At 42.7% G+C, this 26698-nt stretch carries 24 protein-coding genes; 16 read left to right on the top strand and 8 right to left on the bottom strand.

Annotated features, from left to right (window positions below; translation table 11 throughout):
- Positions 1–10: 10 nt before the first annotated feature.
- A complete protein-coding gene (locus AC1DXF_RS04990) occupies positions 11–2899 on the bottom strand; it encodes a SusC/RagA family TonB-linked outer membrane protein (RefSeq protein ID WP_477446740.1) in 2889 nt (962 codons plus the stop codon).
- A gap of 406 nt (positions 2900–3305) precedes the next feature.
- Between AC1DXF_RS04990 and AC1DXF_RS04985 the strand changes: the two genes are divergently transcribed.
- The 6 genes from AC1DXF_RS04985 (at position 3306) to AC1DXF_RS04960 (ending at position 9032) form a co-directional block, all read left to right on the top strand.
- A complete protein-coding gene (locus tag AC1DXF_RS04985; RefSeq protein ID WP_477446738.1) occupies positions 3306–4442 on the top strand; it encodes an alpha/beta hydrolase in 1137 nt (378 codons plus the stop codon).
- A 133-nt stretch (positions 4443–4575) separates the two neighbouring features.
- Positions 4576–6468, top strand: coding sequence for a RecQ family ATP-dependent DNA helicase (locus AC1DXF_RS04980; protein WP_477446736.1), 1893 nt, complete (start codon positions 4576–4578; stop codon positions 6466–6468).
- A gap of 345 nt (positions 6469–6813) precedes the next feature.
- On the top strand, positions 6814–7413 hold the full coding sequence (locus tag AC1DXF_RS04975) for a GIN domain-containing protein (protein WP_477446734.1): 600 nt from the start codon (positions 6814–6816) through the stop codon (positions 7411–7413).
- A gap of 485 nt (positions 7414–7898) precedes the next feature.
- Positions 7899–8087: a hypothetical protein gene (locus AC1DXF_RS04970; protein ID WP_090652016.1), complete on the top strand. Its 189-nt coding sequence runs from the start codon at positions 7899–7901 to the stop codon at positions 8085–8087.
- A 222-nt stretch (positions 8088–8309) separates the two neighbouring features.
- Positions 8310–8801 carry a hypothetical protein gene (locus AC1DXF_RS04965; RefSeq protein WP_477446731.1) on the top strand — a complete coding sequence of 164 codons (492 nt, stop codon included), beginning with the start codon at positions 8310–8312 and terminating at the stop codon, positions 8799–8801.
- Between the two features lie 33 nt (positions 8802–8834).
- Entirely contained in the window at positions 8835–9032 is a 198-nt protein-coding gene (locus tag AC1DXF_RS04960) for a hypothetical protein (RefSeq protein WP_147052093.1), read from the top strand.
- A gap of 129 nt (positions 9033–9161) precedes the next feature.
- Here the strand turns inward: AC1DXF_RS04960 and AC1DXF_RS04955 are convergent, their stop codons facing one another.
- Together AC1DXF_RS04955 and ppnP are read right to left on the bottom strand one after the other, a co-directional pair.
- A complete protein-coding gene (locus AC1DXF_RS04955) occupies positions 9162–9491 on the bottom strand; it encodes a YbjQ family protein (RefSeq protein WP_477446729.1) in 330 nt (109 codons plus the stop codon).
- A gap of 102 nt (positions 9492–9593) precedes the next feature.
- A complete protein-coding gene (ppnP, locus tag AC1DXF_RS04950) occupies positions 9594–9875 on the bottom strand; it encodes a pyrimidine/purine nucleoside phosphorylase (RefSeq protein WP_477446727.1) in 282 nt (93 codons plus the stop codon).
- A gap of 192 nt (positions 9876–10067) precedes the next feature.
- On the opposite strand from ppnP, the gene AC1DXF_RS04945 reads away from it, so the two are divergent.
- Positions 10068–10640: a hypothetical protein gene (locus AC1DXF_RS04945; RefSeq protein WP_477446725.1), complete on the top strand. Its 573-nt coding sequence runs from the start codon at positions 10068–10070 to the stop codon at positions 10638–10640.
- Positions 10641–10769: 129 nt separating this feature from the next.
- On the opposite strand, the gene AC1DXF_RS04940 is transcribed toward AC1DXF_RS04945, so the two are convergent.
- A complete protein-coding gene (locus tag AC1DXF_RS04940) occupies positions 10770–11141 on the bottom strand; it encodes a hypothetical protein (RefSeq protein ID WP_477446723.1) in 372 nt (123 codons plus the stop codon).
- Positions 11142–11340: 199 nt separating this feature from the next.
- Here AC1DXF_RS04940 and AC1DXF_RS04935 point away from each other — a divergent pair, with 199 nt between their 5' ends.
- The 3 genes from AC1DXF_RS04935 to AC1DXF_RS04925 all read left to right on the top strand — a co-directional run bounded on the left by AC1DXF_RS04935 (position 11341) and on the right by AC1DXF_RS04925 (position 13006).
- A complete protein-coding gene (locus AC1DXF_RS04935; RefSeq protein ID WP_477446721.1) occupies positions 11341–12276 on the top strand; it encodes a cation diffusion facilitator family transporter in 936 nt (311 codons plus the stop codon).
- Between the two features lie 69 nt (positions 12277–12345).
- Positions 12346–12846, top strand: a complete 501-nt coding sequence (locus AC1DXF_RS04930) for a hypothetical protein (RefSeq protein ID WP_477446719.1) — start codon at positions 12346–12348, stop codon at positions 12844–12846.
- The gene (locus tag AC1DXF_RS04925) at positions 12824–13006 is read left to right on the top strand and encodes a hypothetical protein (protein WP_477446717.1); all 183 of its coding nucleotides are present in this window, start codon (positions 12824–12826) and stop codon (positions 13004–13006) included. Before AC1DXF_RS04930 ends, AC1DXF_RS04925 begins: the two co-directional genes overlap by 23 nt.
- A 467-nt stretch (positions 13007–13473) precedes the next feature.
- On the opposite strand, the gene AC1DXF_RS04920 is transcribed toward AC1DXF_RS04925, so the two are convergent.
- A complete protein-coding gene (locus AC1DXF_RS04920; protein WP_477446715.1) occupies positions 13474–14241 on the bottom strand; it encodes an oxygenase MpaB family protein in 768 nt (255 codons plus the stop codon).
- A 975-nt stretch (positions 14242–15216) separates the two neighbouring features.
- Here AC1DXF_RS04920 and AC1DXF_RS04915 point away from each other — a divergent pair.
- Together AC1DXF_RS04915 and AC1DXF_RS04910 are read left to right on the top strand one after the other, a co-directional pair.
- A complete protein-coding gene (locus AC1DXF_RS04915) occupies positions 15217–15780 on the top strand; it encodes a sugar O-acetyltransferase (protein ID WP_477446713.1) in 564 nt (187 codons plus the stop codon).
- Positions 15781–16502: 722 nt separating this feature from the next.
- Entirely contained in the window at positions 16503–17198 is a 696-nt protein-coding gene (locus tag AC1DXF_RS04910) for a hypothetical protein (protein WP_477446711.1), read from the top strand.
- 125 nt (positions 17199–17323) lie between these two features.
- Here AC1DXF_RS04910 and AC1DXF_RS04905 read toward each other — a convergent pair whose 3' ends face one another.
- Positions 17324–18031: a DNA alkylation repair protein gene (locus AC1DXF_RS04905; RefSeq protein WP_477446709.1), complete on the bottom strand. Its 708-nt coding sequence runs from the start codon at positions 18029–18031 to the stop codon at positions 17324–17326.
- Positions 18032–18421: 390 nt separating this feature from the next.
- On the opposite strand from AC1DXF_RS04905, the gene mutS reads away from it, so the two are divergent.
- The 4 genes from mutS to AC1DXF_RS04885 all read left to right on the top strand — a co-directional run bounded on the left by mutS (position 18422) and on the right by AC1DXF_RS04885 (position 22784).
- A complete protein-coding gene (gene mutS, locus AC1DXF_RS04900) occupies positions 18422–21031 on the top strand; it encodes a DNA mismatch repair protein MutS (RefSeq protein WP_477446707.1) in 2610 nt (869 codons plus the stop codon).
- A 228-nt stretch (positions 21032–21259) separates the two neighbouring features.
- A complete protein-coding gene (locus AC1DXF_RS04895; protein WP_477446705.1) occupies positions 21260–21823 on the top strand; it encodes a C40 family peptidase in 564 nt (187 codons plus the stop codon).
- Between the two features lie 104 nt (positions 21824–21927).
- Positions 21928–22539 (top strand): hypothetical protein, encoded by a 612-nt coding sequence (locus AC1DXF_RS04890; protein WP_477446703.1) that lies wholly within the window; start codon positions 21928–21930, stop codon positions 22537–22539.
- 116 nt (positions 22540–22655) lie between these two features.
- Positions 22656–22784: a hypothetical protein gene (locus tag AC1DXF_RS04885; RefSeq protein ID WP_477446701.1), complete on the top strand. Its 129-nt coding sequence runs from the start codon at positions 22656–22658 to the stop codon at positions 22782–22784.
- On the opposite strand, the gene AC1DXF_RS04880 is transcribed toward AC1DXF_RS04885, so the two are convergent.
- Together AC1DXF_RS04880 and AC1DXF_RS04875 are read right to left on the bottom strand one after the other, a co-directional pair.
- On the bottom strand, positions 22771–24684 hold the full coding sequence (locus AC1DXF_RS04880) for a DUF3857 domain-containing protein (protein ID WP_477446699.1): 1914 nt from the start codon (positions 24682–24684) through the stop codon (positions 22771–22773). The two genes, AC1DXF_RS04885 and AC1DXF_RS04880, sit on opposite strands and share 14 nt — an antisense overlap.
- Positions 24684–26663 (bottom strand): DUF3857 domain-containing protein, encoded by a 1980-nt coding sequence (locus tag AC1DXF_RS04875; protein WP_477446697.1) that lies wholly within the window; start codon positions 26661–26663, stop codon positions 24684–24686. The genes AC1DXF_RS04880 and AC1DXF_RS04875 overlap by 1 nt, the downstream gene beginning before the upstream one ends.
- Between the last annotated feature and the right edge of the window lie 35 nt (positions 26664–26698).

Genomic DNA, 26698 nt, shown 5'->3' with positions numbered 1-26698 from the left:
TTTTTACGAATTATAAACTCAGGTTTAAACCGAGTGTGTAAACTCTTGGACGTGGATAAAAGTTATTGTCAACTCCGCCATTAACCTCAGGATCAAGGCCTTTATATTTGGTTATTACAAACACGTTAGAAACGTTGAATGACGCTCTAAGGTTGTGCGAGCGGCCTATCCCAAAAGTATAGCCTAAGGTTGCATAATCCATACGCAGGAATGAAGCATTCTCTACATAATAATCCGAGTATAATTGGTATTGATTAAATTTAGTAGCCAATACGCTTGATGGCAGGTTGCCCAGGTAATTAGGGAATTTTACGCCTGCATAAGCGCCGTTTGCCGCCGATTGAGCATTGTATAAATAGTTACCCAGGTTGGCACGTGCGCTGAACCCTAAATTCCATTTTTTGTATGATGCGTTTGAGTTAAAGCCCATGAAAACCTTTGGATCTGATTGTTTGTACAAATATTTATCATCAAGGGTTGATCCGTTTTTATTTCGGTCGACATAAATACCCTCTAAAGGAAGGCCATTTTGATCGTAAACTTGTTGATAAACGTAAAATACGCCTGGGTTTTGGCCTGCCTTATACAAACCGATGGTATTACCCACGCCACCCGGAATACCTATGGCGGCAATTGTTTGGTTTGGATCGCCGGTTAAAGATATATTGGTGATTTTACGTTGGTTAAGTGATATGTTGTAACCCAACGTCCAGTTGATATCCTTTGAAGCGATAGCAATAACGTTAATATTGAAATCGATACCCTTTGTAGTAAGATTACCAATGTTAGCATTAATAAAGTTACTTAAGTTAGTACCCGCTGGTATTGGTGTGTAAATTAAAAGATCCTTGGTTTTTTTGTTGTATACATCAATAGTACCATTGATCCTGCCATTCAGAAATCCAAAGTCTAAACCTAAGTTGGTTGTAGCAGTAGATTCCCATTTAAGGTCGGCGTTGTAAGCATTTGAACGCAATGTGTTGACGAACGAGTTGCCAAATTGATATTGGGCAGCAGTATTGCTGGGTTCGTAAACTGCCAGGTAAGGAAAGTAAGAGCCAATATCCTGTTGCCCTGTTATACCATAGCTGGCTCTCAATTTAAGATCAGATATAAAGCTAACACTTTTTAAGAATGACTCTTCTTTGGCCCGCCATGCAAATGCTACGGAAGGGAAATAGCCATTTCTGTGCAGTTCAGAGAAACGTGATGAACGATCGTCCCTGATGCTGGCTGTTAATAAATATTTATCATTAAATGAATAATTTAAACGTGCAAAAGGCGACTCGATATAATATTGACCATAAGATGGAGCGGCTGGTGTGCCCACAGGAGTCTTTTTGTCGGCTTTATAACCTTGAAAGGTGTGATAGTAATTGTTGAAGTATTGGTATGAATAACCTCCCTGTAATTCAACATGGCTTTTGATTTCTTTAAAATCTTTAGTGTATTTTAAATAATAGTCGGTGTTATAAGTATACGTTTCGCTAAAGTAATTTTGGTAAGATCCGCCTTGTAAAAAGTTAGATGCTGCGGTGGCTGGTATAAAGGTATACCCATCACCGTCTGCAAGGTCGCCGCCAAAAGTAGCGTTAGCTTGTAATTCCTTCAAAAAAGGGAACGTATAATTTAGTGTTAAGGTACCAATACCTCTTTTAGCTTTACCGCGCGCATCCTGCTCGTTAATTAAGCCAACCGGGTTGCGTGGTGCAAGCGTATTGGGGTTGCCACTGTTATCCAGCCACTCAAAATAGCCTCCGTATTTAGTTTTATCATTTGAGTAAACCGGTTGGGTAGGGTCAAATGCGATTGCGCTGCCGATAGCGCCTGCTGCAAAATGGCTGTCAGAATAGCTGCCTTTTAGGCTCAGGTCAACTTTCAAGCTGCCTCGGAAAAAATCATGGTTAACGTTAAAAGTAGCTGTTGTTCTTTTAAGGTTATCTGTTTTAACAATACCATCCTGATCTAAGTAGCCGATAGATAAACGGTAGGGTAGGCCTTTAATGCCGCCTGATATACTCAGGTTATTATCATAAGTGTAAGCTTGTTGATAAATTTGTTTTTGCCAGTCAGTATTAGCAGTTCCTAATAAGTTAGCCTGGCCAGGGCTCTGGGCTTTAACTATAGTACGAAACTCATCGGCAGTTAAAACGCTTACTTCTTTAGTGATTTTCGAAAGGGCAGTTTTTGAATCGAAATTGATATGTACATCTTTATCGCCCTTACCTTTTTTGGTTGTAATAATAATTACGCCGTTTGATGCACGTGAACCATAAATGGCTGTTGCAGATGCATCTTTAAGGATATTGTATGATTCAATATCGTTAGGGTTAATCAAACTTAATGAATTTGATACGCCACTTATACCTGTGTTGCCCAACGGTATACCGTCAACCACAATAAGCGGATCATTTGATGCATTAAGTGATGCCCCACCACGAATACGGATTGTACTACCAGAACCTGGCGCGCCACTGTTTGAAGTGATCTGCACACCGGATACTTTACCCATTATCAGCTGCTCAGGTGTTGTTACAGGTCCCTGGTTAAAATCCTTGGCCGAAATGGACGTAACAGAGCCGGTTAGGTCTTTCTTCTTTTGGGTACCGTAACCTACCACAACCACTTCGTTAAGGTTTTGGTTGTCGGGTTTTAATGAAAAGTTAACCTCAACAGTAGAGCCGCCTACCGTTACAGCTTTCTTTAAAGCCACATAACCTAAAAATTTAGCGGTTACGGTAACGTTCCCGGTTTTAACGCCGGTTATAGTATAGTTACCGTTAGCATCGGCAGTTGCACCAATGGTTGTACCATCAATAGTAACGGCAGCGCCGGGCAGGGGCGCGTTGGTTTCGTCTAATACTTTCCCTTTAATGCTTCCTGTTTGGGCAAATGCCATTACTGACATCATTAGAAAGGCACAAAGAAGAACGTACTTTTTTGAGTAATTTTTTCTCATTTACTTTTTGGGTTTTTGTGAATTAAAAAGGCTTAATTAGCCGGTGTTAATTGGTCTGATAATTTTGCTGAAACAGCACGCGACTAATTTACATTTAGAAATAATAAAACCAAATTTTATGTAAAAGATAATTTTGACCGGATAAATTAAGATATAATTAACTTTAGCGAAACACATAATGAGGTGGTATTTTTAATACTTTTTGCCTTTTTTTGTGGGAAATTTGCAAACTGGCTAAGATTTGGACAAAACTAAGTGTCAAAATTACACAATAGGCAATTTTACTAATATGTAACGATTTTCCGGGAACGTTCCCGGAAAATAATTGTCAATAAAACATTTAATAATGATAAAAAAAATATTTTTCTGCGCGTTTTGGGTTTTTGCCCAAACTTTTTTGCTTTTCGGACAGGTAAAAATAACCTTCAAAACGGGCAAAATACCACCTCCAAAAGGCCCAGTCGAAAGCCTGTTTTTGGCAGGCAATTTTAACGGATGGAACCCGGCAGACAGCGCCTGGAAACTACTCCCGGACAGTAGCGGCGGTTACCGGCTTTTGAAGGAAATACCGAAAGGTATTTACAACTACAAAATAACCCGCGGCAGCTGGGATAAAGTGGAATGCACCGCAACCGGTAAGCAGGCCGACAATCGCAGCCTAATAATTACCGGCGATACCACTGTAGTTTTAGATGTTGCCGCCTGGCAGGATAATTTTGCAGCTGCCGAAAAAAAGCACACGGCTACCACGCAGGTGCATATCATCAGCGATAAATTTGCAATACCCCAGCTGGGCAGGGAGCGCCGTATATGGATTTACCTGCCCGCGAATTATGCTTCATCGAAAAAAAGGTACCCGGTTATTTATATGCACGACGGGCAAAATCTTTTTGACGATTACACCAGCGGCTACGGCGAGTGGGGGATTGACGAATTGCTGGATAAAGTATCACCACAAAAGCAGTGTATTATAGTGGGAATTGATCATGGCGGCGATTTCAGGATAACCGAGTATGATCCTTACGATTCAAAATATGGCAAAGGGCGCGGTGATGACTATGTAGAATTCCTGGCAAAAACACTAAAACCTTATATCGACACACATTATAAAACCTTAGCCGGTGCAAAACATACTACAATCGCAGGCAGTTCGATGGGGGGCCTTATATCAATGTACGCCACATTAAAATATCCGCACGTATTTGGCAATGCCGGCGTATTTTCGCCCGCTTTTTGGATAGCACCTCAAATATATGACCTGGCCAAACAAAAAACCATCAGCCATAAAACGCGTTTCTATTTTGTTTGTGGCAATGCCGAAAGTGAGGATATGGTTTTGGACATGCAAAAAATGGCATCGATAATAAAGAATAATGGTGCTAAGCCCGAAAACGCTCCCGTAACCATCATCAAAGGTGCCAGCCATAATGAAAAACAATGGCATGGCGACTGGTCGGGCTTTTATAATTGGCTTTTTAAATAGCCCTAAGTCTTGAGTCGAAAGTATTAAGTCAAAAAGTAAATTTATACTGTTTTTTGGTCAGTGATAAACGTAAATCTTTTGTATTTTACGACTTTTGACTCAGAACTCAATACTCAGAACTACCGACTTAGAAATGACCATAGAAGAAATATTAAAACAGTACTGGAACCATGATCATTTCAGGCCGATGCAGGCCGAGATCATCAAGTCTGTTTTATTAGGTCATGATACCCTGGCTTTGCTACCTACTGGAGGTGGCAAATCTGTTTGTTTCCAGGTGCCGGCGTTAGCTAAAGAGGGCATCTGCATCGTCATATCGCCGCTGATTGCCCTGATGAAAGACCAGGTGGAGAACTTAAAAGATAAAGGTATCAATGCCGTAGCCATCGTATCGGGAATGGGCCGGCGCGAGATTGATCTTGCCCTGGATAATTGCATTTACGGCCCGGTTAAATTTTTATACCTCTCGCCCGAGCGGCTGTTATCAGAACTGGTACAGGAGCGGATAAAATACATGAAGGTTAACCTGATAGCGGTTGACGAAGCGCACTGTATCTCGCAATGGGGCTATGATTTTCGCCCCCCGTACCTGCACATTGCCGATTTACGCCAATTGCACCCCGACGTACCTGTGCTTGCCCTTACCGCGACGGCCACGGCTGATGTTAAACAGGACATCCAGGATAAGCTGCAATTTAAAAATCCGGTTATTTATCAGCAGAGTTTTGAGCGCAGCAACATCAGCTACGTTGTTCAGGATGCCGAAAATAAATTCAGGCGGATGCTGGATATAGCCAAAGGGGTTAAGGGCAGCGGTATTGTATATGTGCGTAGCCGGAAAGATGCCGCCGAAATTGCCAAATATTATAACGAAAATGGCATTAAAGCCGATTTTTACCATGCCGGCCTGCCAATGGACGAACGGGCCGATCGCCAGGAAGACTGGAAAAATAACCGTACTCGGGTAATTGTAGCCACCAATGCTTTTGGAATGGGTATTGACAAGCCCGACGTTAGGTTTGTTATCCATAAGGATATGCCCGAAAGCCTGGAAGCCTATTACCAGGAAGCCGGCAGGGGAGGCCGCGACGGGCAAAAGGCTTATGGCGTGTTGTTGTATACCCATGCCGACAGGCTGCGGCAGGAGAAGTTGTTTGAACTCAATTTCCCTACAGTTGATGAAATAAAACATATTTACCATTGCCTGGCCAATTATTACCAGCTGGCTTACGAAGCAGGTGAGGGGCTAAGCTTTGACCTTGACCTTGGCGAGTTTTGCAGCCGTTTTAAGCTGGATGCTATTAAAACGTTAAATGCCCTGAAGTTTTTGGAAAAAGACGAATACCTGTCATTTAACGAAAGCGTTTTCCTGCCATCCCGGTTCAGGTTTGAGGTGGTAAACGAGGTACTGTACAACTTCCAGATCCAGAATGCTGGTTGGGATCCTTTTATTAAAACCCTGTTGCGATCATACGGCGGCGCGTTTGAAAATTATGTTAAAATAAAAGAATATGACCTGTCAAGGCGCACTACATTAAGCGTTCAGCAGGTTGTTGAAGGGTTATTGCAGTTGCAGCAGTTTGGCTTAATCAGCTATCTTCAGCAAACAGATAAGCCACAGGTTACTTATTTAAAAGCGCGGCAGCAATCGAACAGGCTGTTTATCAATAAAAACTATATCCAGGAGCGCAAGGAAACTTATCGCCAAAAAATGGAGGCGGTTTTTGCGTACGCAGTTCATAAACAGTGCCGCAGCCAAATGCTGCTGGCTTACTTTGATGAGCCCAACGCCCGCAAATGTGGCATCTGCGATGTTTGCCTCGACGAAAAGCGCCACAAAAATGAAGATGAGCTTTTTGATAACATTACCAACGAGGTTGTACAACTGCTCAGCATCTCAACCCCCGATATCGGTACATTGATAACCACCATCAACATCGGTACCGAAAAAGATAAAATGGAAACCATCCGCCTGCTGCTTGATGCCGGCAAAATAAAAACGGATGGGGAGAAGTATTATCTTTAATTGGTTCGAGGTTCGGGTTGCGAGGTTCGAGGGGCTGCGGTTGGCGTTGGCTGCCTGGAATTGACGCCTACATCATAGGCGTCCGAACTCAAATCCCTTATCTTATGATAGCAACCGAACCCCGCACCGCGAACCCCGTAACTGGCAACGCGAACCTCGCCCCCCGCACCGCGAACCCCAAAATTCCCTCGAAATTCACCGCCCCAAAACTACCCTTTACCGACAAAAAACCTGCGTACAACTAATACACCGGAAACGGCTGTAACGATTTTTATGGGAGATCGTCATATAGGTGTATTTAAAAAATAACAAAAATAATTACTTGACAATCAAAATATTAATACCATGAAAACTAACTTAATAGCCATTTTTACAGTAATAGTTACCGTATTGGGCATCACAAATTCAACTTACGCAGCTGTAGATAACAACAGTAATAAAGGCGTAGTCTTAACCGACATCAGCAACATCAATAAAATAGAGGTTTACGGTAATGTACAGGTATACGTTTCTACCGGTACTGCCGACCAGGTAAAGGTTTACAACCAGTATTATGCCGAAAGCGCTTTAGTACAATCACAAAAAGGTGTATTGAGGATCTCATCATACAAAACCGAAAAACTGGTGGTTTGGGTTACCGCGAAAGAACTTTCAGCAATTACAGCATATGATAATGCCGAGATAAAATCATTCGGAAACCTGTCATCTATCGAGCTTGACGTTAAATTGTATAACAACGCATCTGCCGATTTAAAATTAGACACTTACAGTACCCGCGTTACCACAAATGATCGTTCAAAAGCAAATTTAAGTGGCAATGTAAGCGAATATAGCCAGGTACGCAACATAGCATCAAGCGTTAACCACACTTACCTGGTAACCGAAAATGCTACCGATAAATTAACCGGTGCACCCGCCAAAGCCGCCGAATATGCAGGCATATAATCGTTCATTGGTTCACTTTGGTTCATTAGTTCACTGGTTCATTAGTTCATTGGTCTTGTCTGCCTGTTGCAGAAAGACTTAGCCAGCCACCTCGCAAGGGTGGCTGTTTTTGTATGTATTAGACGTTTGTCTGCCTGCCGTTGAAAGACTTACGAAGTTTTTAAAACTTCGTAAGTCTGGTGCTCTCCAGCCCGAACGCTTTTTGCCCTGCATGCCCGCTATGCCCGCGTACCGCGTACCAATAATGTGCTAAAAAATCGTATATTTGCGTAATAACGGAAAATTATAGCTATTTCCCGATAGCCGCCACTGTCAATTTTTATTGATCAGGGTTCATTTTTATCCCCGCTGATACCGTTGCTGCCCGGAAATTAATTAATGAGATCCTCTTCATTTTGTGCCGATAACGAACTTTTGTTCCGTTGATCAGATTGATATAGTTGTAAACCGGGAAATGCGCATTGTTTAACTAAATTTTAATAAACATGGCTAAATCGCAGGCAACATTCATGAAAAAACAACTCGAAAAAAATCGTCAGAAGAAAAAAGAAGATAAAGAGCAACGTAAGCTCGAGCGTCAGCAAAACGGCGGCGGCAGCGACCTGGACAGTATGATGGCCTACGTTAACGAGTTTGGCGAAATTGTTTCTACTCCCCCCGAAAAAAAAGGATAACCCATCCGCTTTACAATATTATGTAGTGTAACACAATGAATGTTTACACTACATAAAAAATTGTAAGCTTTTATACAAAATACGCTTCATGTTAATTGCTTTAATTGACAGCTTTACAGGTAGTGTCTCAGTTTGACGTTATTCCGAAAAATCTGCAATATTTAAATCGAACCTTTTTAGTTTTTAATTGTCGTACCTAAAAATACCGATGATTAAATTGCTATGAAAATCAACTTTTACTTACTGGTTTCTATTGCTTTACTGGCATCCTGTTCTGGTAGCAATAACGTGGCCGATAACGATACAACAAATTCAAAACTTTCGGCGGCCGATACGCAACTGGGCAGTGCGGCAAATGCCCCACCTGTAAACATGCGGTATTGTTTTTTTTATGCCGATGGTACCCGGGCCCAGGATACAACCGAGGTAAGTATATTCATAAATGGTAATAAAGTTACCGGCGACATGTACTGGATGCCCAAAGAAAAAGATGCCCGTAAAGGAACATTAACAGGTACCCTTGCCGGCAATGCTATAAAAGCAATATGGAACTATAACCAGGAGGGAAGTGCCGACACTATGGCTGTTGAATTTCAGCTCCGCGGAAACGCGCTTGCTCAAAAGCCCTATCAATATGATGCCAAAACCGGCAGGCAGCAAACCAATAAGGCGGCTGCCTATACCGTAATTTACAATATGAAAAATTGTAAGTAATTATTTAATTTAGATAAAATTATCATCATCAAAATGAAAACCAGGGACACCAGCATACTTTATCTTGTATTGGGCTTATATACCCTCATGATTAGTTGGCATTACAACCATTCGCCTATTTTGTTGCTCATCCATTACCTCATCTGGCCGGTTTACCTGGTGTATGAATTGCTTATTGGGCACCTTGCTCATGGGCTATGGCGTACAATTCCGCTATCGTACTTTAATTAGTGGTCGGGATAATCGTGTAATGAACGGATAGCCCTTAGTCCTAAGCCTTAAGTTCCAAGTTAAAAAAAGAATGAACTTAGGTTTTGGCTTAAGACTCAGAACCTAGTACTATCGACTTACAGCGGCTTATCAAACTTTTTCTACAACAACGGCTGTACCGTATGCCAGTACTTCGGTAATGCCTTGCATCACTTCGTTGGCATCGTAACGCATGTTGATAATGGCATTTGCGCCAATGGCCTGCGCGTGCTGTATCAAAAGCTGGTAAGCTTCTTCACGGGTTTTTTCGCACAGCTCGACATAAATAGAAAGCCTGCCGCCAAAAAGCGACTGAAAACCACCGGCAATATTGCCCAGCGCGCTACGGCTGCGCACGGTAATGCCCCGTACAACACCTAAATGTTTAACTATCCGGTAACCTTCTAACCCGGTACTGGTTGTAATAAGCGAAGTATCCATTGTTTATTTGTTTATGTATAATAATTAGAGCATTGGCAAAGCTAAATGTTACGGCCATATCTGGCAATCATTTAAAGTACTCCCGCACAGGAAGGCCGTTGCTTACCGGTACTTACACAAATACGAACTTTGTACATGCGTTTTTACCTTGAACTTTATATTGGCCTCAACCTCAAATGATTGGCCCGGCGTGTAATTTTGCCATTCATCCTCGCCCGGCAATAGTACTTCCAGCCCGCCTTCAATAACGGTCATGGTTTCGTGGCTGGATGTGCCAAATTCGTATTCGCCTTTTTCCATTACGCCAATGGTGCTTTTGCCTTCGGCACTGGTATAGCCCAGCGATTTTACTGTGCCTTCAAAATATTCGTTTACGTTAATCATGCTTTTAAATTTTGCACCTAATATGCCTAAATAAAACCATTTGTTTGATAAATATCACCCTAAAACAATTACATGCAAATTTGCCGAATGTTAAAATATGTGAAAAAATTAACTTTGGTTGTAATTATTAATCTGCAAAGAACGTTATTTGCATAAAATCTGCAAGGCGTATTGTTTGCACAAAATTTATATATGAGGAAAATTCAACTTATTGTTCTGTTACTTATATCGGCTATCTACTTCCAAAGCTGTAAAAAAGACGTTGTTACTTCTGCTTCTACCACATCTGATAAAATACTGGCTGCAAATATTAATGGTGTTGAATGGTACCCGGATACCGTTACCGCGCGGATTGCTTTTAACACTGCTACAAAAGTTAAAACCTTTTCGGTAATTGGTACCGCCGATTCAAAACGGGTTATCTTCAATATAAATATACCTAACAGCACAAATACCAACAGTTTCCCGGTGGCTACTTATAAAGTTGATGGTACAGGTAAGTTAAACATGACTTATTATACACAACAAAGAAACGACGCAGGTGTTTACGTATTTGTACAAACCGGCACGGTTGAACCAGGCTCTGGTTTGGCAACAATTACCTCGATAGATACTGTTGCCAAAGTGATAACCGGCACCTATTCTTTTACAGCAAAAAAAGTTAACCTTAATCCCGATGGTTCTTATCAATCTATAGAAATATCACAGATATTGTTAGGCTCCTTTACTAAATTGCCCTATGTATTAGGAGACGGTAATTTATAGCCTGATAAAATCAGCCATCTTTAAGAAAATAGTAAAGCCCCCTGCTGAAAAGCAAGGGGCTTTGTTTTATATAAATGGTTAACCGGTAAGGCAACTAAATGCAAAATACCGGCTCCGGGTTGCCAGCGGTTAAGCCGGCTTGGTAGGCGTTGGTGTTGTTGGTACCGGTGATGGTGTAGGGCTTGGGTTAGGTGTAGGACTTGGCGCAGGCGTAGGGCTTGGGTTTGGCACCGGCGTAGGTGTTGGCGATGGAACCGGCGCCGGATCAGTTGGGATTGGCGTAGGTGTTGGCGACGGAACCGGTGCCGGTGTTGGTGCCGGGTCAGGAACTTTTGGTGTTTTTTTCTTTTTTTTCGATGGTATTGTATCGGTTACCATGGCTTTCTTTACAATACCTTGTTTATTATCCAGGCTATTACCGGCTTTATGATTGGCGGCAAATACTACCGAACAGGCAAAAGATAGTGCCAGGGCCGCTGCTGTTAACTTTAAATTTTTCATAATAGTTTTTATTTATGGTTAAAAAATTAACTATAATGACAACGTGGCAATGCTGTTTTAGTTTTTGTTAATTGCATCCGGTTGTTTTAAAAACCGGTATATCATTAGTGGCAGTAATAATAACTCCCGGAAAAACAGGGGGCTTAACATTTACACTGTTTGCCAAACAATATATGGCGTTAATGCATTAAGGATTGGTATGGCATCATCAAATAAGTCGATTTACGCCGCGTTAACGGCAAACCTGCTCATTGCTCTCATTAAGTTTATTGCCGGTTATTTTAGCAATAGCGCGGCTATGGTGGCCGAGGGGGTGCATTCGGTTGTTGACACCGCTAACCAGGTATTGTTACTTTTTGGTTTAAAACAAAGCCGTAAAAAGCCCGATGCCTCCCGGCCATTTGGATATGGCAAGGAGTTGTATTTTTACTCCTTTATTGTTTCTATCCTGATATTTGGCCTTGGCGGGGGCGTATCTATATACCAGGGGATAACTCATATTATTGAACCGGAAATGCCGGGTAACCCAACCTGGAATTATGTAGTGTTAGGTTGTTCGGTAATTTTTGAAGGCTCATCGCTTTTTATAGCGGCAAAAGCTTTTAATAAATTACGGGGTGAACTTTCCTGGTGGCAGGCTATTACTAAAAGTAAAGATCCATCAACGTTTTTGGTTTTGTTTGAGGATAGCGCCGCGGTAGTGGGCTTGGTTATTGTAGCCGTTTGCCTGTTCATTGGGCATACCTACCATATTAACTATCTTGATGGCCTGGCCTCGCTGCTGGTTGGTATCATACTTATTTGCGTATCGCTGATACTGGCGCGCGAAAGCCGCAGCCTACTGATGGGCGAGGGGATAGGCTTATCAACCAAAAAACGGATCACCGAAATTGTTGAACAGGATGCCGATGCATTAAAGCTGATGCATATCATGTCAACCTATCAATCGCCAAGCGAAGTATTACTGATGCTTATTATTTCGTTTAAGGATAACCTTGATACAGCGGGAATTAACAATGCCATTATCCGTATCCGCAACAAGGTGAAAGACGAATATAACCTTATCCACTTTGTTATCATCCAGCCCGATACTTTTATGGAAAAGGTGAGCGCGAACGTTCAGTTGTATATTTAACGGTAAACAGGAAATATACAACTTATATCTTAATAAAAATGACTATAATGCGGCACTAAACTTATTGCCATGAATAATAACCAGTCTGCAGCGGGCACCCCCAAAAACGCGTTAAAAACAACCTCGATCATACACCTTGCTTTATTAGCCGGGCAAGTGTTGTTTATGATAGTAGCTTATATAACCAATAAAAACATCAAATACTTTGATTATAAAGACAGCAGGAACGATGTGTTTTTTTACATAGCGCCCTTAATGGCTATTACATGTACGGTGGTTGGCGGCTTTTTGTTTAACCAGCAATTGGGTAAATTCCATCAGCAGGCGGCCGGCTCGGGTAAAACGCTTTCAGAAAAACTGCAAGCATATCAATCGGCCTTAATTGTAAGATACGCACTGCTGGAAGGCCCCTCATTATTTGGTATAGTTTGTTTTTTAATAACGGGCAACCTGTTTTATTTACTCATTTCGGCATGTTTGATAATTACCATGATCAGTTTAAGGCCATCGGTTAATGCCGCAGAAGCTTACCTTCAATTAAGCTACGATGAAACGCAACAATTACGCTGATATGAAAAGAGGAAATCAGGTTTATAACTTCCAGCTTAGAGATTTTTCGCGCAAAGACGCAGAGGCACAAAGTGATTTTCTATTTTTTCTTACAAGCAGTCTAAAAACGGCAATGATTTTAAGGTTGACGGTTTGTGCGGGTAATACAGATGATTATTGATTAGTTTCTAAAGATATTTTGTTGATACATCGGGATTTGTTCAACACGACTTAGAGGCGTAGCCTCGGCCAATATTGTAGCCACGGGTTTTAACCCGTGGAAAAAAACGAAGAAAGCGATTGAGAGCCGTTCGATCCATATTGTCAATGCGCATATATCGTTTGAACAATATGAAAATAACTGGATTTACGCCAAAATATGGGCCGTGCCGATGGCACTCTTGGTATCCTTTGGCCAATCATCCCCGGGTTGAAACCCGTGGCTACAATATATGTCGGGCCGATGGCCCTTAGAAGGCGTTATTTAAAGGCTAATTGAAATCGAACAATCCATACAAAACGTCATAGAGCCGATTTTAATGTGATACCTAAATAATCTAAATCAAACTTAGACAGATTCTTAGCGCTTTGTCGATCTTCAGTGCGAATTTTTATTATTATTCCCTTAGCTTAATAGCATAACACTGTTTACCTGACATAAGCATTATCCATACTAATGATCTGGGCTTTATAAGCCAACGGGAGCAGGGCGTTGCGTAAAAAGGTCTCCACTTTCAGCATCCTCAAAAATTTATATGTCCATATCACCGGTAAAAGCCAGGGCAGTTTTCCCAACGGAAGATGCCGGCCAACCAGTGGGGGTACTACCAGTAATTGTGCCTGTTTTAACACCGCGTAACGGGAAGCGCCAAGGTGTTTTTTATACTGGCGGTATAAATCCAATGTCAATTCGCCATGAACCAGGTTATGTTGTAAATGCTCATCGCGCATGTCCAGGTACTCAAAGTAGTTTTTTGGTAAGCCCGCAAGCCCCATGCGCTGGCCAACCCGGTTAAAAACCATAAAAACCTGGCCCTTTTCGGCCTGGGTTAGTTTACGCTCCAATAGTTCATACGACCGGATAGAAAGATCAATCAACAAAAACAATACATCGCGGTAGGCCCAATCCGGAATTTGTGCCCCGCGGCTGTTTTCGACGCCTTTGTGAATGGCGGTTATCCTGTCGATAGCTTTTAAAGCCGACTCCTGGTCCGAGAAAATGATCTGCCTGGAGTATTCAACGGTGGAGAATAAACGTCCGAGCGGGTCGGCAGGCAGGCGACCGGTAAAGTACAGCCAGTCCACCGCTTTGTTTAAGGCGAATTCGGCCGCCGCTCCCGCGAAGATGAAGAGGATCGTATCGGCCTTGCCCCAAATTTTCCTTACTATCGATTCCTCGCTTACAAAATATTCCATGTGTTTGCTTTTTGTAAAGTACTTTGTAATGCAAAGTAACTGAATGTTATTGGGATTTGCAAGTGATGGCTTTACAACTATCCGTGACATATCCAATTTTCCTGTCATCCTGAGTAAGTTTTATTTGCGCACAAATAATGGCATTGCAGATGACAAATTTTTGCATTGATAATCAGTTAGTTATAAATGTGTCAATGGCAGGAACGAAGGATCTATCAGCTGTGCATGACCGATAGAAAAGTTCGCTAATAGATGCTTCATGCCTACCCATGCATATCCAAATTCCCCTGTCATCCTGAGGAACGAAGGATCTATCAGCTGTGCATGACCGATAGAAAAGTTCGCCAATAGATCCTTCGTACCTACCCATGACAAGTTAAAAAACGGAAGTCATCCCGAACTTGTTTCGGGATCCCACAGGACAGGTGGCCCGCATGAAGTATACTTAGCATGTGGGGTGCCGAAACAAGTTCGGCATGACATTGGGGATTAAATCGTTGTCATCTCCCTTCAGAATTTCCCGAAGTTTTCCACTCAGCATGACAGTCTTTTATTTTTGAATGTTATTCCTCCTTCAGAGTTTCGCGAAATTTTACCACTATCCATGACACGTTGAGATTTACATAAACAATGGATTGAACGCTGGCTACGACTCTCCCGGTCGAGGCTACGCCCGACCACCCTCTCTCCGGCTTACGCCGCAAAGAGGGTTGAAGCTCATTTTCATTTTTTTGCCCCTCTATGCGACGCAGTCGGAGAGAGGGGCGACGTCCGTTAGCTAACGGATCGTCGGGGTGAGTCGACTCGCCGACATGCGATATTCGTCATTCTCCTTCCAATTTTACAGTTCACGAAAAAAACGTTGCAGATATGCCGCTAAAAAGGTTAACGGGCATTTTAAGGATTCAAAAAAACTTTGCGCCATAGTGTCTTTGCGCGGGGAAAAATCACACATTGCAATTGATATATTTGAACATGCAAAAATCTGAACTTCAAAAAATGCTGGATGGCGACCTGTACGATGCCAGCGATGCAGAACTGGTTGCCGGTCGCTCAAAAGCACGCCAACTGTTTACTCGTTACAATGCGCTTGATTATGACGATAAAGAGGGCAAGCATGCCATTTTGAAAGAACTGCTGGGCGGGTTTACCAATGCCATCGATATTCAGTCGCCGTTTTATTGCGATTATGGCTCTAATATTTTTGCAGGCGAAAACCTGTTTATGAATTTTAACTGCATTATACTGGATTGTGCCCGCGTAACATTGGGCAATAATGTTTTTATGGCGCCAAATGTACAGTTGTATACAGCTTATCACCCCGTTATAGCTTCCGAACGGGTAAAAGGCCCCGAGTATGCCGCGCCGATAACCATAGGCAATAACGTATGGCTTGGCGGTGGTGTAATTGTTTGCCCCGGTGTTACCATTGGCGATAATACAACCATTGGCGCCGGCAGCGTGGTAACCAAAAATATCCCGGCCAATGTGGTGCCGGTGGGGAATCCGTGTAAGGTGATAAAGGAGATTGCATCCTGATATTGTAGCATTGGGACGTACCACTGTCACGCAAATCGTTTAAAGCTTTTGTTTTCTACAAAGCTTTTGCTGCGCTGGAGCAACAGGGAAATTGCTTTTAAAACAGGAGGCACCTACGGAGCCAAAAACTATTACTTTTTTTTATATAAACACGAAACTCCGCTGGAGTTATAAACCCGCAACTGTTGACTCCAGCGGAGTCACGTGTTTATAGTATTACATCCACCCGCACAATTTGGCTCCGTAGGTGCCTCCTTTTTGTCTTTAATTTTAAAAGCGATTTCCCTGGCTGGAGCAAGTGAAACCAGGCAAATTCTATTCTGTTAATTCTTAAATTCTGAAAATTCTGATTCAGACGATTGCGTTAAGGATTGAAACGGATACCGGCCAACGGAGGATTGTGGGTAGCCAGCGCCTAATGCCTGTGTGCGTATGAGTGTAAAGCCTGGCACCGCTTCTACCAGCGGGGCAACGCCATTTTGAAGAAGGGTAAATAAAAGAGTCAAGAATCAAGAGTCAAGAATCAAGACAGCTGCATATTATGTTTGGAAGATATTTTTAATGCGATAAACTTAGCCTTGATTTTGTTTGGTTTTTTTCTCATCCATAGATTACTTATTTTCCTGGCGATCTTTGCTGCTAAATCATTTTTACTAATATTTGGCAACCTGTATCATTCGCCGTAAAACTATCGTAATGATCTGTAAACCATATCACCAACCATGAGCCCAAGAATCTTATTATTAACATGCAGCGTTATTTTTATAGTATGCTGTTCCATGTCCCAATGTTCGGAGGACAAAACGCCAGGCCCTTCAACCCTGGTGCATGGTGTAGTTACCGAAGCCAAAACCAATAAGCCGCTGGCCAATATCAGGCTGCAGATCACCAAAGAATATACGGCCTTTTTAGCGGGCACCAAATACGAAGATTATGCGGTAATTACCACTGGCGCCGATGGTACCTACGATCATCGGTTTATCCCGATAGGCAAGGGCACGTTTTTTCTGCATGTGCTAAACACCGGTCCATATGTGGATATGTCGTTAACAGGCAGGCGCAATATGGAACTGGGTGCAACCAACGATTTTAATTTTTTGATAACCAGGCTGGTTAATCTTAAAGTGAACCTTAAAAATATTACCGACCAGGGGAAAACGGGTTTCCACGTTTTTATTTCTCCCTGCTGCGATGCGCAGGTTTCACCATTAATAAGCGATTTTATCAGCAAAGTGATCATTGATACAGCCATGACCTATAAATTGCCGCAATTAACAACATACACCTGTCAAAGCCTGTTTTTTAACGGTTATTTTACATCGGGGCAGCAAATTGGGTTGTTTAAGGATACGTTAAGTTTTAAAAAGAACTTTTACCTGGGCGGGGTGGATACTACAATTAATGTGGTAAATCCATAGTGTCGTGTAATCGATAAATTGACGGATAGTCTTTAGCCCAAAGTCTTAAGTTCCAAGTCAAAAAAGAAAAAATCAACTTTGGACTTACGACTTAGTACTGTTGACTTAACAGTAAGTATAACCGCTTAACACTTAACCGTCTTCTTTTTCATTCCCGGTTTGCGTCTTGCGCGCGATTTTTCAATATAATCCACAGCAACCGGCACCTTGCACGCAGTTCCGTTTTGATCCACGAATACTGTCCCTATTTTAGTGCCCGTTGCAATGGCTTCATCCATCAATGCATCTACATATGTACCCAGGCTGATGATAAAACCATTCATAGTGTACCGTACCCGGTTGGGCTGTGATTGTATAGTTTGCTCAATACGGTTCAGTAAATTCCGCAATGCACCCAAATCCAATTCGTTATCCGGTTTAAATGAAACAATATTGCTTAAGGTAGACCAGCCCGCGGCGGTAACGTATTCTCTGCTGTCGTTTATCCACTCCAGGGCCAGTTCAAATCCATATTGGCCTTCGGTAGCTACCCAGGGTACCGTATATTCGCTGATGTTGTTGGATACGGCCTGGTTAACCCAGGTTTGCAGGTCGGCTTTGGTCATTTTGGCATCGTCGGCAATCAGGCCGGCAAGGTACATGGCATCGGCGTTGCCGGTGGCATACAAATCTTTGGCCAGCTGGTAATCTTTTTTAACCTTTTTTTGGATGGTTTTTAAAAATTCAACCTTAACCCCAAAAAACGGCTCTTTAACCCCATGTTTTAACAGGATATTTTTGATGCCCTGGCTGCCATTAGCCTCCAGGTAGGTCATGATTTCGGCTACGTTCATTTGGAGTTGAATTAGGTATAAAAATATGATATTTGCCGGTTTTTGTTAACAATTCAAAAAAATAAAAAAATCAGTCAAAATGTTAATATATTGATTATCAGTTGTTATAGTGTTCCACGTGTTATTTTTGATAAAATGTAAAGTATTGATAATCAATACTAAGGCGTTCCAAGGCGCTCCGCATGCTCCAGGTGTTCCGGTGGAACACTATTAATGTACGGCTTACCTCTTCACTCGTTACCCATTCCTTCCACACAACCCGACCCCCGACCCACAACCCGACCCCCGACCCCCGATTCCCGATATCCACATCCATCCAACTTTTCCACAATGCCCTAAAACCACGGGCAATGCATTAACTTTACCCGATTAACAAAAGGAGTAAACCGCTTGGCTAAAGACACTACCAAAGAAACCCCATTAATGCAGCAATACAACGCCATCAAGGTGAAGTATCCCGGTGCTCTGCTGCTATTCCGCGTGGGCGATTTTTACGAAACTTTTGGCGAAGACGCCGTTAAGGCCGCAGGCATATTGGGCATTGTACTTACCCGCCGGGGCAATGGCGTGGGCACGCATATCGAGCTGGCCGGTTTTCCGCACCATTCGCTGGATACGTACCTGCCAAAACTGGTTCGCGCCGGGCAGCGCGTAGCCATCTGCGATCAGCTGGAAGACCCCAAGGCCACCAAAACCATCGTTAAACGTGGTGTTACCGAGCTGGTAACCCCCGGCGTGGCCACTAACGATAACATCCTTAACCAAAAAAGTAACAATTACCTGGCATCGTTGCATTTTGAGAAAAATAGCATAGGCATTGCCCTTATAGATATCTCCACAGGCGAATTCTGGACAGCGCAGGGTAACAGCGATTATATTGATAAGCTGCTGCAAAGTTTTTCGCCAAGCGAAGTGATATACCCCAAAAGCCGTACCCGCGATTTCAAGGATAACTATGGCGACCGCTTTTATACCTACGCCCTTGACGAATGGCCCTACAGTGGCGATTATGCCACCGAAACGCTGCTGAAGCATTTCGGCGTAAAATCACTAAAAGGCTTCGGGATAGATAAGCTTAACCTGGGCATTATAGCCGCGGGTGTAGCTATTCATTATCTGAATGAAACCGAACACCGCAACCTGCAGCACATCAGTGCTATTGGCCGGATAGAGGAAGACCGCTATTTATGGCTCGACAGGTTTAGCGTGCGCAACCTGGAGCTGGTAGGATCGACCAATGATAATGCCCTTACCCTGGTTGATGTGCTTGACCATACCTGCTCGCCCATGGGCGCCCGTTTGCTGCGCCGGTGGATTGTGATGCCTCTTAAAGAGATTAAGCCTATAAACGACCGCCTGGGCGTTGTAGAATACATGATTGAGCACGAGGAGCTGCGCGAAAACCTGCAAAACTGCATCCGCCAGATAGGCGACCTGGAGCGCTTAATCAGCAAGATAGGTTTACAAAAGGCCAACCCGCGCGAGGTTTGCCAGCTTAAAAAAGCGCTGATGGCTATCGGCTCCATCAAAAAAACTGCCGAAGCATCAGAGAGCCTGCCACTACGCGCTATTGGCGAGCAGTTAAATCCCTGCGTCACCATCTGTGAGAAAATAGAACGCGAGTTAAACCCCGAGCCGCCGGTAATGATCATCAAAGGATCGGTGATGAACGAGGGTATCAACGAGGAACTGGACAGGCTGCGTAAAATTGCCTTCGGCGGTAAAGGTTACCTGCTCGAGATTCAGAAACGTGAGGCCGAAGCTACAGGCATCCCTTCGCTTAAGGTGTCTTTTAATAACGTGTTCGGGTACTACCTGGAGGTTACACACAGCCATCGTGATAAAGTGCCCGCGGAGTGGATAAGGAAGCAAACTTTGGTTAACGCCGAGCGCTATATTACCCCCGAGCTAAAAGAATACGAAGAGCAGATTTTAGGCGCCGAGGAAAAGATCCTGGTGATTGAAACCCGCTTGTATAATGATTTGTTGTATTCGCTTGCCGAGTATATTAAGCCTATTCAGCTGAATGCGCAATTAATAGCCCGTTTGGATGTGCTGCTCAACTTTGCCCACATATCTATCAAAAACTATTACGCCAAGCCCCAGATGAACGAGAGTAAAGTGCTCGACATCAAAGGCGGCCGCCACCCGGTGATTGAAAAGAACCTGCCGCTGGGTGAAAGTTACATTACCAATGATGTGTACCTCGATTCGGAAACGCAGCAGATTATCATCATCACCGGCCCCAACATGGCTGGTAAGTCGGCCTTGCTCAGGCAAACTGGCTTAATTGTGCTGATGGCGCAGATGGGCTGTTTTGTACCGGCCAAATCGGCTTCGATTGGGCTGGTCGACAAGATATTTACCAGGGTAGGGGCATCGGATAACCTGTCGTCGGGCGAATCAACCTTTATGGTGGAGATGAACGAGACGGCCAGTATCCTCAATAACTTATCCGACAGAAGCCTGATCCTGCTGGACGAGATCGGCCGGGGTACTTCAACTTATGATGGTATTTCGATAGCCTGGTCTATTGCCGAATACCTGCACAACCACCCAACTGCAAAAGCCAAAACGCTGTTTGCCACCCACTACCACGAATTGAACGAGTTGAGCAATAGTTTTAACCGCATCAAAAACTTCAACGTATCGGTTAAGGAAGTTGGCCAGCAAATCATTTTCCTGCGCAAGCTGGTACCCGGTGGCAGCGAGCATAGTTTTGGGATCCATGTAGCCAAGCTGGCCGGCATGCCCCAAAAAGTACTAACCCGCGCTAATGAAATTCTGAAGAAACTGGAGAACGAACGCACCGGAGGCGAGCATATTAAAGAAAGCATCCGCAAGGTGCAAAAGCAAGCGGTGCAGATGCAAATGTTCTCGATAGACGACCCTGTACTGGTAAAAATCCGCGATACCCTTAATAATCTTGATGTAAATACTTTAACACCCGTTGAAGCGCTGATGAAGTTGGATGAAATACAAAGGGTGATAAAAAGTTAGGATGTGCAGATTTCAGATATGTAGGTTCTTCAAGATATGTGGGTTCTTCAATATGTCATTGCGAGGAACGAAGCAATCGCGAACTTTACAATGCGGTCATGCAAAGTTCGCGATTGCCACGCTGCGCTCGCAATGACATGGGGTTCATAATTGATTTGCACATCTGCAATGTTAATTTGTTAAAAACATCCACATTTTACCATCACCTATAAATTCTACTTTTACTGCATGACCAAACATCGCCTCCTTTTATATTGCTTCGTTTTGTTTTTTGTGCCGATAGTATTAACCTCCTGCCATACCCGTAAGGCAGCCATGCGTGGCCGGCCGGGCGAAATGGTAAAGCCGGATGGAAATATCGCTTCCAAATATTCCGAGATCATGGGCGTAAACAAAAGCGATATCGAAAATGGCCGCCTGTATGCTTTTATCGAGCAATGGATGGGTACCCCCTATAAATTTGGCGGCCTTGATAAAGATGGCGTGGATTGTTCAGGGCTGGCCTTTTTGTTGGAGCAGGAGGTGTATGGCATCGCCATCCCGCGCATGACCAGCAAACAAATCACCGTTATTAAACGCAAATATGAAGACGAACTAAAAGAAGGCGACCTGGTTTTCTTCGATTTTGACGGCAAGCAGTTTAGCCACGTTGGCGTTTACCTGCAAAACGGATATGTAGTTCACGCGAGTTCAAGGCGCGGCGTAATTATCGTAAAACTTCGCGATCCATCCCTGTATAAGTACTTTTCCAGAGCCGGCTCTGTGGATGAAGGCACCGCGCAGGTTAATTAGTCTCTTTTTGATATAGTTTGATTACCAGTAAGTATCAAGATTTTATTTTGTCTAAGTCTGATTGTTGAATGAAATGCATTTTTGAAATTAATAGCAGGTGTAATTTGGCAGAATCAGCTGAATTAAAACACGAGAGGTTCGTTGGGTTTTTAAAACAAATTGGCACTCCATGGGGAATACAGGAGAATGTCGATGTCGGCACTCCGCAATTTGGAGAAGAGTTTACCGGTACAGTCAATATCACGAAGTTCCTAACGAACGGAGTTAAAATGATTATTTTTTATAGGTACAGGAATAGATTAGATGATCATCACTCTTCGGACGATCGAATTTTTATCGAATTTAATTCCAAAAAAATAGATTATGAATTCTTAATTAATATTGTTTTTCCGCATTACGTTATTGCATTTGGAGCATACAGTGCAAATATTTTTAACGAAATGCTTATCTATAAAGATTTTGAACGATCAAGGAATAAAAATGGTAGAAAAAGTATTGTCAGGATTTATCCCGTAGTTTTTTATGATTCGCAATTTTGTAAAGAGGTGTTTAGAATGAACGTCAAAGAGATTTTGAAAAAATTATCGGGTCAGGTTTACAAGGCATTATTGCATAATAATGGGATTATAATTGTTGCTGATATAAAACCTTTGTCGGTAGAGGAATCCGATGAATTCGACAGAAAAATACGAACGATATTAAAATATAATGCATGATGTCGCGTGTGTGGAATAATTGTTGTTGTCGAAAATACGGTAGTCCGTCGTTCTTAAGTCCAATAGTCGCAAAATACTTCGTCTAACAGTTCAAAAAAGAATATTTTTGCATCCTTATGTCAAAGCAAAAAGAAGAATACTCGTTTTGGACTAAATATAAAAAGTTTGCCGGTAACGAGATTATGCTTTACCTGGTTATGATCATTGGCATTATCCTGGGTATCGTTATATTTAGTTATCTTTAATCAGGGTAACATTGCTGTTGTCGGTTTCGCTTACCGATTGGTAAAAATCCACAAATGCTTGGTACAAATCTTTACTGTAAGTGCCTTCAATTATTTGCAGTTTTCGTTTGTAAATTAACTGGTTGCCAACAACCGTGGCCGATACAGAGAAATTGCCAAAGGGCTTTTCGAGCGAAATACCGGCCGGCCGCATATCTACATGATACCCTTTTGGCAGGGTGTAAGTAATTTCGTCTTCATCAGTGTACCCCGTGTTAATATAAAGGTCATAGTGCCTGTTGCGCACTTCACGTGGGGTACCGTCTTTACGGTTGGTAGCATTGACCAAAAAATCTATTTTACCGTTAACGGCCGATCCGTAGTCGAGGGCTGTTAGCTTGATCGACTCTGTGAGGCTTGGGTGAATGTTTTTATCATCCTTAAAATCAAATTTTTCTATCTCCAGGTTATTAATGGCATAAATTCTCTGAAGCATTTTCACCTGCTCTTTCGGCGGTTCGGTAAGCAGGTAGGTACGGTTATCATATTGCAGCCCTTTAAAGCTGGTGAGCATATTGCCCGATAATGTTCCGTCGGCTGTCAGTGTAAAAGTAGCCGTGCATTGCTGGGTATTGATTTTGGCCGGGTATTTTGGGGTATGTATTAATTTGCCGCCTTCGGGTGTACATGCCAGCACATCGCGGTCGTCGGTAAAATCGCTAAGAAAACCAAACGGTATTTGCTGGCTGGTGCACTCTAAAAAAGTGGTGTCGTTTTTAAAGGGCAGGCACAGGATCACATGGTCAAACTGGTTCATGCTTGCAAAATCTGTGAGCGGGTTGCGTTTTAAGGTTCCCGACTTTACAATACAGTAATAAGAATCAATATCAACGGCCTTAAAAAGCGATTGCGTGTAATTTACCAGCGCTTTGCAATCGCCATAATTTTGGGCATCAACATCGCTTGCTAAAAACGGCTGATAGCCGCCTATGCCAACCTGTACGCTTATGTAATGGGTTTTGCCCTGCATGTATTCATATATCTTTTTGGCTTTGGCTTTAGGATCGGTAATGTCTTTGGTAATCTCCTGCATCCTGTCTATCGTGCTTTGCGGTAATGCTTTGCGGGATGACAAAAGCTTGTCATATATCCATTTGCCCATGCCGTTCCAGTCGTTAAATGCACCTGTTACCCCCAGGTAATTAAATGCCGACGCAGGCGATATTTTTACCCTGCTGCTTATTTTTTCATAATTAGGGCTATAGGGTTCATCTTTTGATGCTTTAATGTTGCCCACCTGCCAGCTATAGGTGTTTTCGCCTTGCTTATTGGTGCCTTCCACTACATGCGTGGGCATGTTAATTTCTTTATACCGGATTTTAAAATCGGGTTTACAACTAAAGGTATAAGAGCTTTTTTCAACCGATACATCGCCCGATGGTTTGGGCTGCCAATCCTGGAAACTTAATGATTGCTTTGATTTATATTCATATTCATAAACAACCGTGTACGGATAATCAGTTACCGCTGGCTTAAAGTGTTTCACCTTGGTATCTTCAAATAAACTTGAGCGGCTCACGTTACTATCGTCCTGGAAATCACTTTCAGAAAACTTACTTACGGGTTTGCCAAACTGATTATAAACCAGTCCTTTTACATTTTTAATGATGTTGGCCTTGTCGTGAAATATCACAATTTCAGCTTCATCATCGCCATTTTTGTTTAATATGGTTACCGCGGTTTTAATACGGTAATAGGTATTATCCAGGTCTTTTACCTCAATGTTCATATCGTCGCTGCGGATCACAGCGCTGGCATATGACAGCAGTTCTTTAGGTATAAGCGATACGTCGTAGTTTTCCTGCGCGTTAGCACCCACTGCTGATGCCAGTAATAAAATGAGCGATATAAATACTTTCATTATTTTTTCTTGAAAACCATATCCGCCTTTTCGGTGAGTATTATTTTGTTGTACAGTTCCTTAAGGTAAGGGTATTCTTCGGACGTGTAAATAGGCTTGGTAAATTTTGTGATGTTTGAAAAAGTGAAGGTATTATCTAAATTTTCAAAGCTGGTTGCATACATGCCGCCATCACCGGGCATTTTAAAGGCTACTGTTTGTGGTGGCGTTTCAACGGTATAGCCCTGCGGTAGCCGCATGGTTAATATTAAACGGTCGTCTGATGCCATTCCCCAATCTACAGGGTAATCCCTTTCGGCCAGCTTAAACGGGTTTTTAGTGATTTTTTCCCATAAAAAAGGGTTAAACACCAAACGGCTATGATTGGTATTGTCAAACGCGTCAATTTCAACCTCAAAAGTTTCGCCAAGCGGCATGTCAAGGCTGTCCAGGTTTGCTATACTCGATTTCAGGATTTTTAATTTGGGGAGTTTTTCGTCCTGGTTTTCAACATACTCGTCAACCGAATTGAATTTCTTAATTGCTTTCCTTTTTAGATAGGCATCGTAACCACGGTAATAGTTGATGATAGTTCCCTTTAATTTGCCATTATCAAGCAACGTTAAATCAAGCGCCCTGGTTGTCGATTCTTTTTGCAGGCCGCTTAACTCCATCCAGTACGATGGTTTATCGGGGTTAATCACCCGCCCTTTATCATTAAGGCATTTCAGTGGCAACAAGCCGAATGATAATAGGGGGTCTGTGGCGTCAAGCAGGTAGCTTTTATCACCTATATTGACTTTGGCAATCACATAATTAAAATCGTTAATTACGGGGTAAAGCATATTGATATTGCCGTTATTACGGGTTGATAATACCACAAGTTCGGTATTAAGATCGGCAGCCTTTAAGGCCGCTCCAAGGGCAAGGTTAATGTCACCAATAGTACCCGTATGCGCTTCATACGCTTTTTTTATACCATCCGGGCTATATATCGATGTAATGTCATTCCACTTAAACCATTTTTGCAGGTAAGCATAAATGGCCTTTGCTTTTTCAAGTTCATCCGTTTTGCCTGCTATTACCGATGCAATCCTATCCTTCATCAACTCTTTACGCTTAAACTGCGATCCAAAAAGCTCGTCGGTTTTTAGCTGGTGCTCAATATCTTTCCAGGTTTTAGATACCACGGTTTTGGCCCCGGTGTATGGGTTGGTCCATTCAACCTCATCAAAATATATGGCCGATAAAAAGTTTTTTGGCGATGTCATATAATCCTCAGATACAAAAGCCGGGATATCTGTCATCTCATAAGTGATATATGAACAATCGCATTTGGCGCCATGTGATGAAAAGCATTCCCGTTCAACCTCCGATGTTGATTTTGAAAGTTTTTGACCGCCGCGTAATGACGCGTTAAACACCCAAAACGCAGGAATATGCACATCGTATTTTGAATGGACTTTAGGTATCTCGTCCTGGAAATCCCAATTTCTGAATTCATCAAGGTAGGGCGAGACCAGCTTATATTTAAAATCAATAACACAACCCGGCTTTAAAGCAGGCAAAGCAAATTTTACAGTGCTGCGGTATTTATAATCTTTTACGGTATACACCTTTTTTAAATCGAGCGGGGCGCTGCGCATTAGTCCATCGTCATCGCGGTAATAGGTGGTGCCTGTTATGTCGCTGACTTCTTCGGTTGTTTCTCCGCTGGCGCTGTGGTGAAAAGGTATCTCGATGGTGCCGTGTTCAAGGCCCTTTGTATCAAATATTTTTATGCGGGCATGGTAATCAAATATCAGGCGTACATGGTCGTCGCTTACCATATCTATTCTGCTTTTGCCAAATTCATTCAGGAAAAGAGCATGGGCGGCGGTATCTTTTGCGTATTTTTTTAAATCAAGGTCTTCGGTAGTTACACTCTGGTCAAAATCCTGGGCCTTTACAACGTGTTGAGCACCAGTAAGTAAAATAATAATGAGTAGTACTTTTTTCATACAATAATCGCGATAATTAGGATGCTATTAATTTA

Source organism: Mucilaginibacter sp. P2_A5, assembly GCF_056404995.1.
Note: the sequence above shows the minus strand (reverse complement) of the source record. Positions and strands in the feature narration are given on the sequence as shown.

Excerpts from the sequence above, each read along its gene's own strand:
- AC1DXF_RS04990 (WP_477446740.1), bottom strand. The coding sequence starts at position 2,899 with ATGGCATTTGCCCAAACAGGAAGCATTAAAGGGAAAGTATTAGACGAA.
- AC1DXF_RS04985 (WP_477446738.1), top strand. The coding sequence starts at position 3,306 with ATGATAAAAAAAATATTTTTCTGCGCGTTTTGGGTTTTTGCCCAAACT.
- AC1DXF_RS04980 (WP_477446736.1), top strand. The coding sequence starts at position 4,576 with ATGACCATAGAAGAAATATTAAAACAGTACTGGAACCATGATCATTTC.
- AC1DXF_RS04975 (WP_477446734.1), top strand. The coding sequence starts at position 6,814 with ATGAAAACTAACTTAATAGCCATTTTTACAGTAATAGTTACCGTATTG.
- AC1DXF_RS04970 (WP_090652016.1), top strand. The coding sequence starts at position 7,899 with ATGGCTAAATCGCAGGCAACATTCATGAAAAAACAACTCGAAAAAAAT.
- AC1DXF_RS04965 (WP_477446731.1), top strand. The coding sequence starts at position 8,310 with ATGAAAATCAACTTTTACTTACTGGTTTCTATTGCTTTACTGGCATCC.
- AC1DXF_RS04960 (WP_147052093.1), top strand. The coding sequence starts at position 8,835 with ATGAAAACCAGGGACACCAGCATACTTTATCTTGTATTGGGCTTATAT.
- AC1DXF_RS04955 (WP_477446729.1), bottom strand. The coding sequence starts at position 9,491 with ATGGATACTTCGCTTATTACAACCAGTACCGGGTTAGAAGGTTACCGG.
- ppnP (WP_477446727.1), bottom strand. The coding sequence starts at position 9,875 with ATGATTAACGTAAACGAATATTTTGAAGGCACAGTAAAATCGCTGGGC.
- AC1DXF_RS04945 (WP_477446725.1), top strand. The coding sequence starts at position 10,068 with ATGAGGAAAATTCAACTTATTGTTCTGTTACTTATATCGGCTATCTAC.
- AC1DXF_RS04940 (WP_477446723.1), bottom strand. The coding sequence starts at position 11,141 with ATGAAAAATTTAAAGTTAACAGCAGCGGCCCTGGCACTATCTTTTGCC.
- AC1DXF_RS04935 (WP_477446721.1), top strand. The coding sequence starts at position 11,341 with ATGGCATCATCAAATAAGTCGATTTACGCCGCGTTAACGGCAAACCTG.
- AC1DXF_RS04930 (WP_477446719.1), top strand. The coding sequence starts at position 12,346 with ATGAATAATAACCAGTCTGCAGCGGGCACCCCCAAAAACGCGTTAAAA.
- AC1DXF_RS04925 (WP_477446717.1), top strand. The coding sequence starts at position 12,824 with ATGAAACGCAACAATTACGCTGATATGAAAAGAGGAAATCAGGTTTAT.
- AC1DXF_RS04920 (WP_477446715.1), bottom strand. The coding sequence starts at position 14,241 with ATGGAATATTTTGTAAGCGAGGAATCGATAGTAAGGAAAATTTGGGGC.
- AC1DXF_RS04915 (WP_477446713.1), top strand. The coding sequence starts at position 15,217 with ATGCAAAAATCTGAACTTCAAAAAATGCTGGATGGCGACCTGTACGAT.
- AC1DXF_RS04910 (WP_477446711.1), top strand. The coding sequence starts at position 16,503 with ATGAGCCCAAGAATCTTATTATTAACATGCAGCGTTATTTTTATAGTA.
- AC1DXF_RS04905 (WP_477446709.1), bottom strand. The coding sequence starts at position 18,031 with ATGAACGTAGCCGAAATCATGACCTACCTGGAGGCTAATGGCAGCCAG.
- AC1DXF_RS04895 (WP_477446705.1), top strand. The coding sequence starts at position 21,260 with ATGACCAAACATCGCCTCCTTTTATATTGCTTCGTTTTGTTTTTTGTG.
- AC1DXF_RS04885 (WP_477446701.1), top strand. The coding sequence starts at position 22,656 with ATGTCAAAGCAAAAAGAAGAATACTCGTTTTGGACTAAATATAAAAAG.
- AC1DXF_RS04880 (WP_477446699.1), bottom strand. The coding sequence starts at position 24,684 with ATGAAAGTATTTATATCGCTCATTTTATTACTGGCATCAGCAGTGGGT.
- AC1DXF_RS04875 (WP_477446697.1), bottom strand. The coding sequence starts at position 26,663 with ATGAAAAAAGTACTACTCATTATTATTTTACTTACTGGTGCTCAACAC.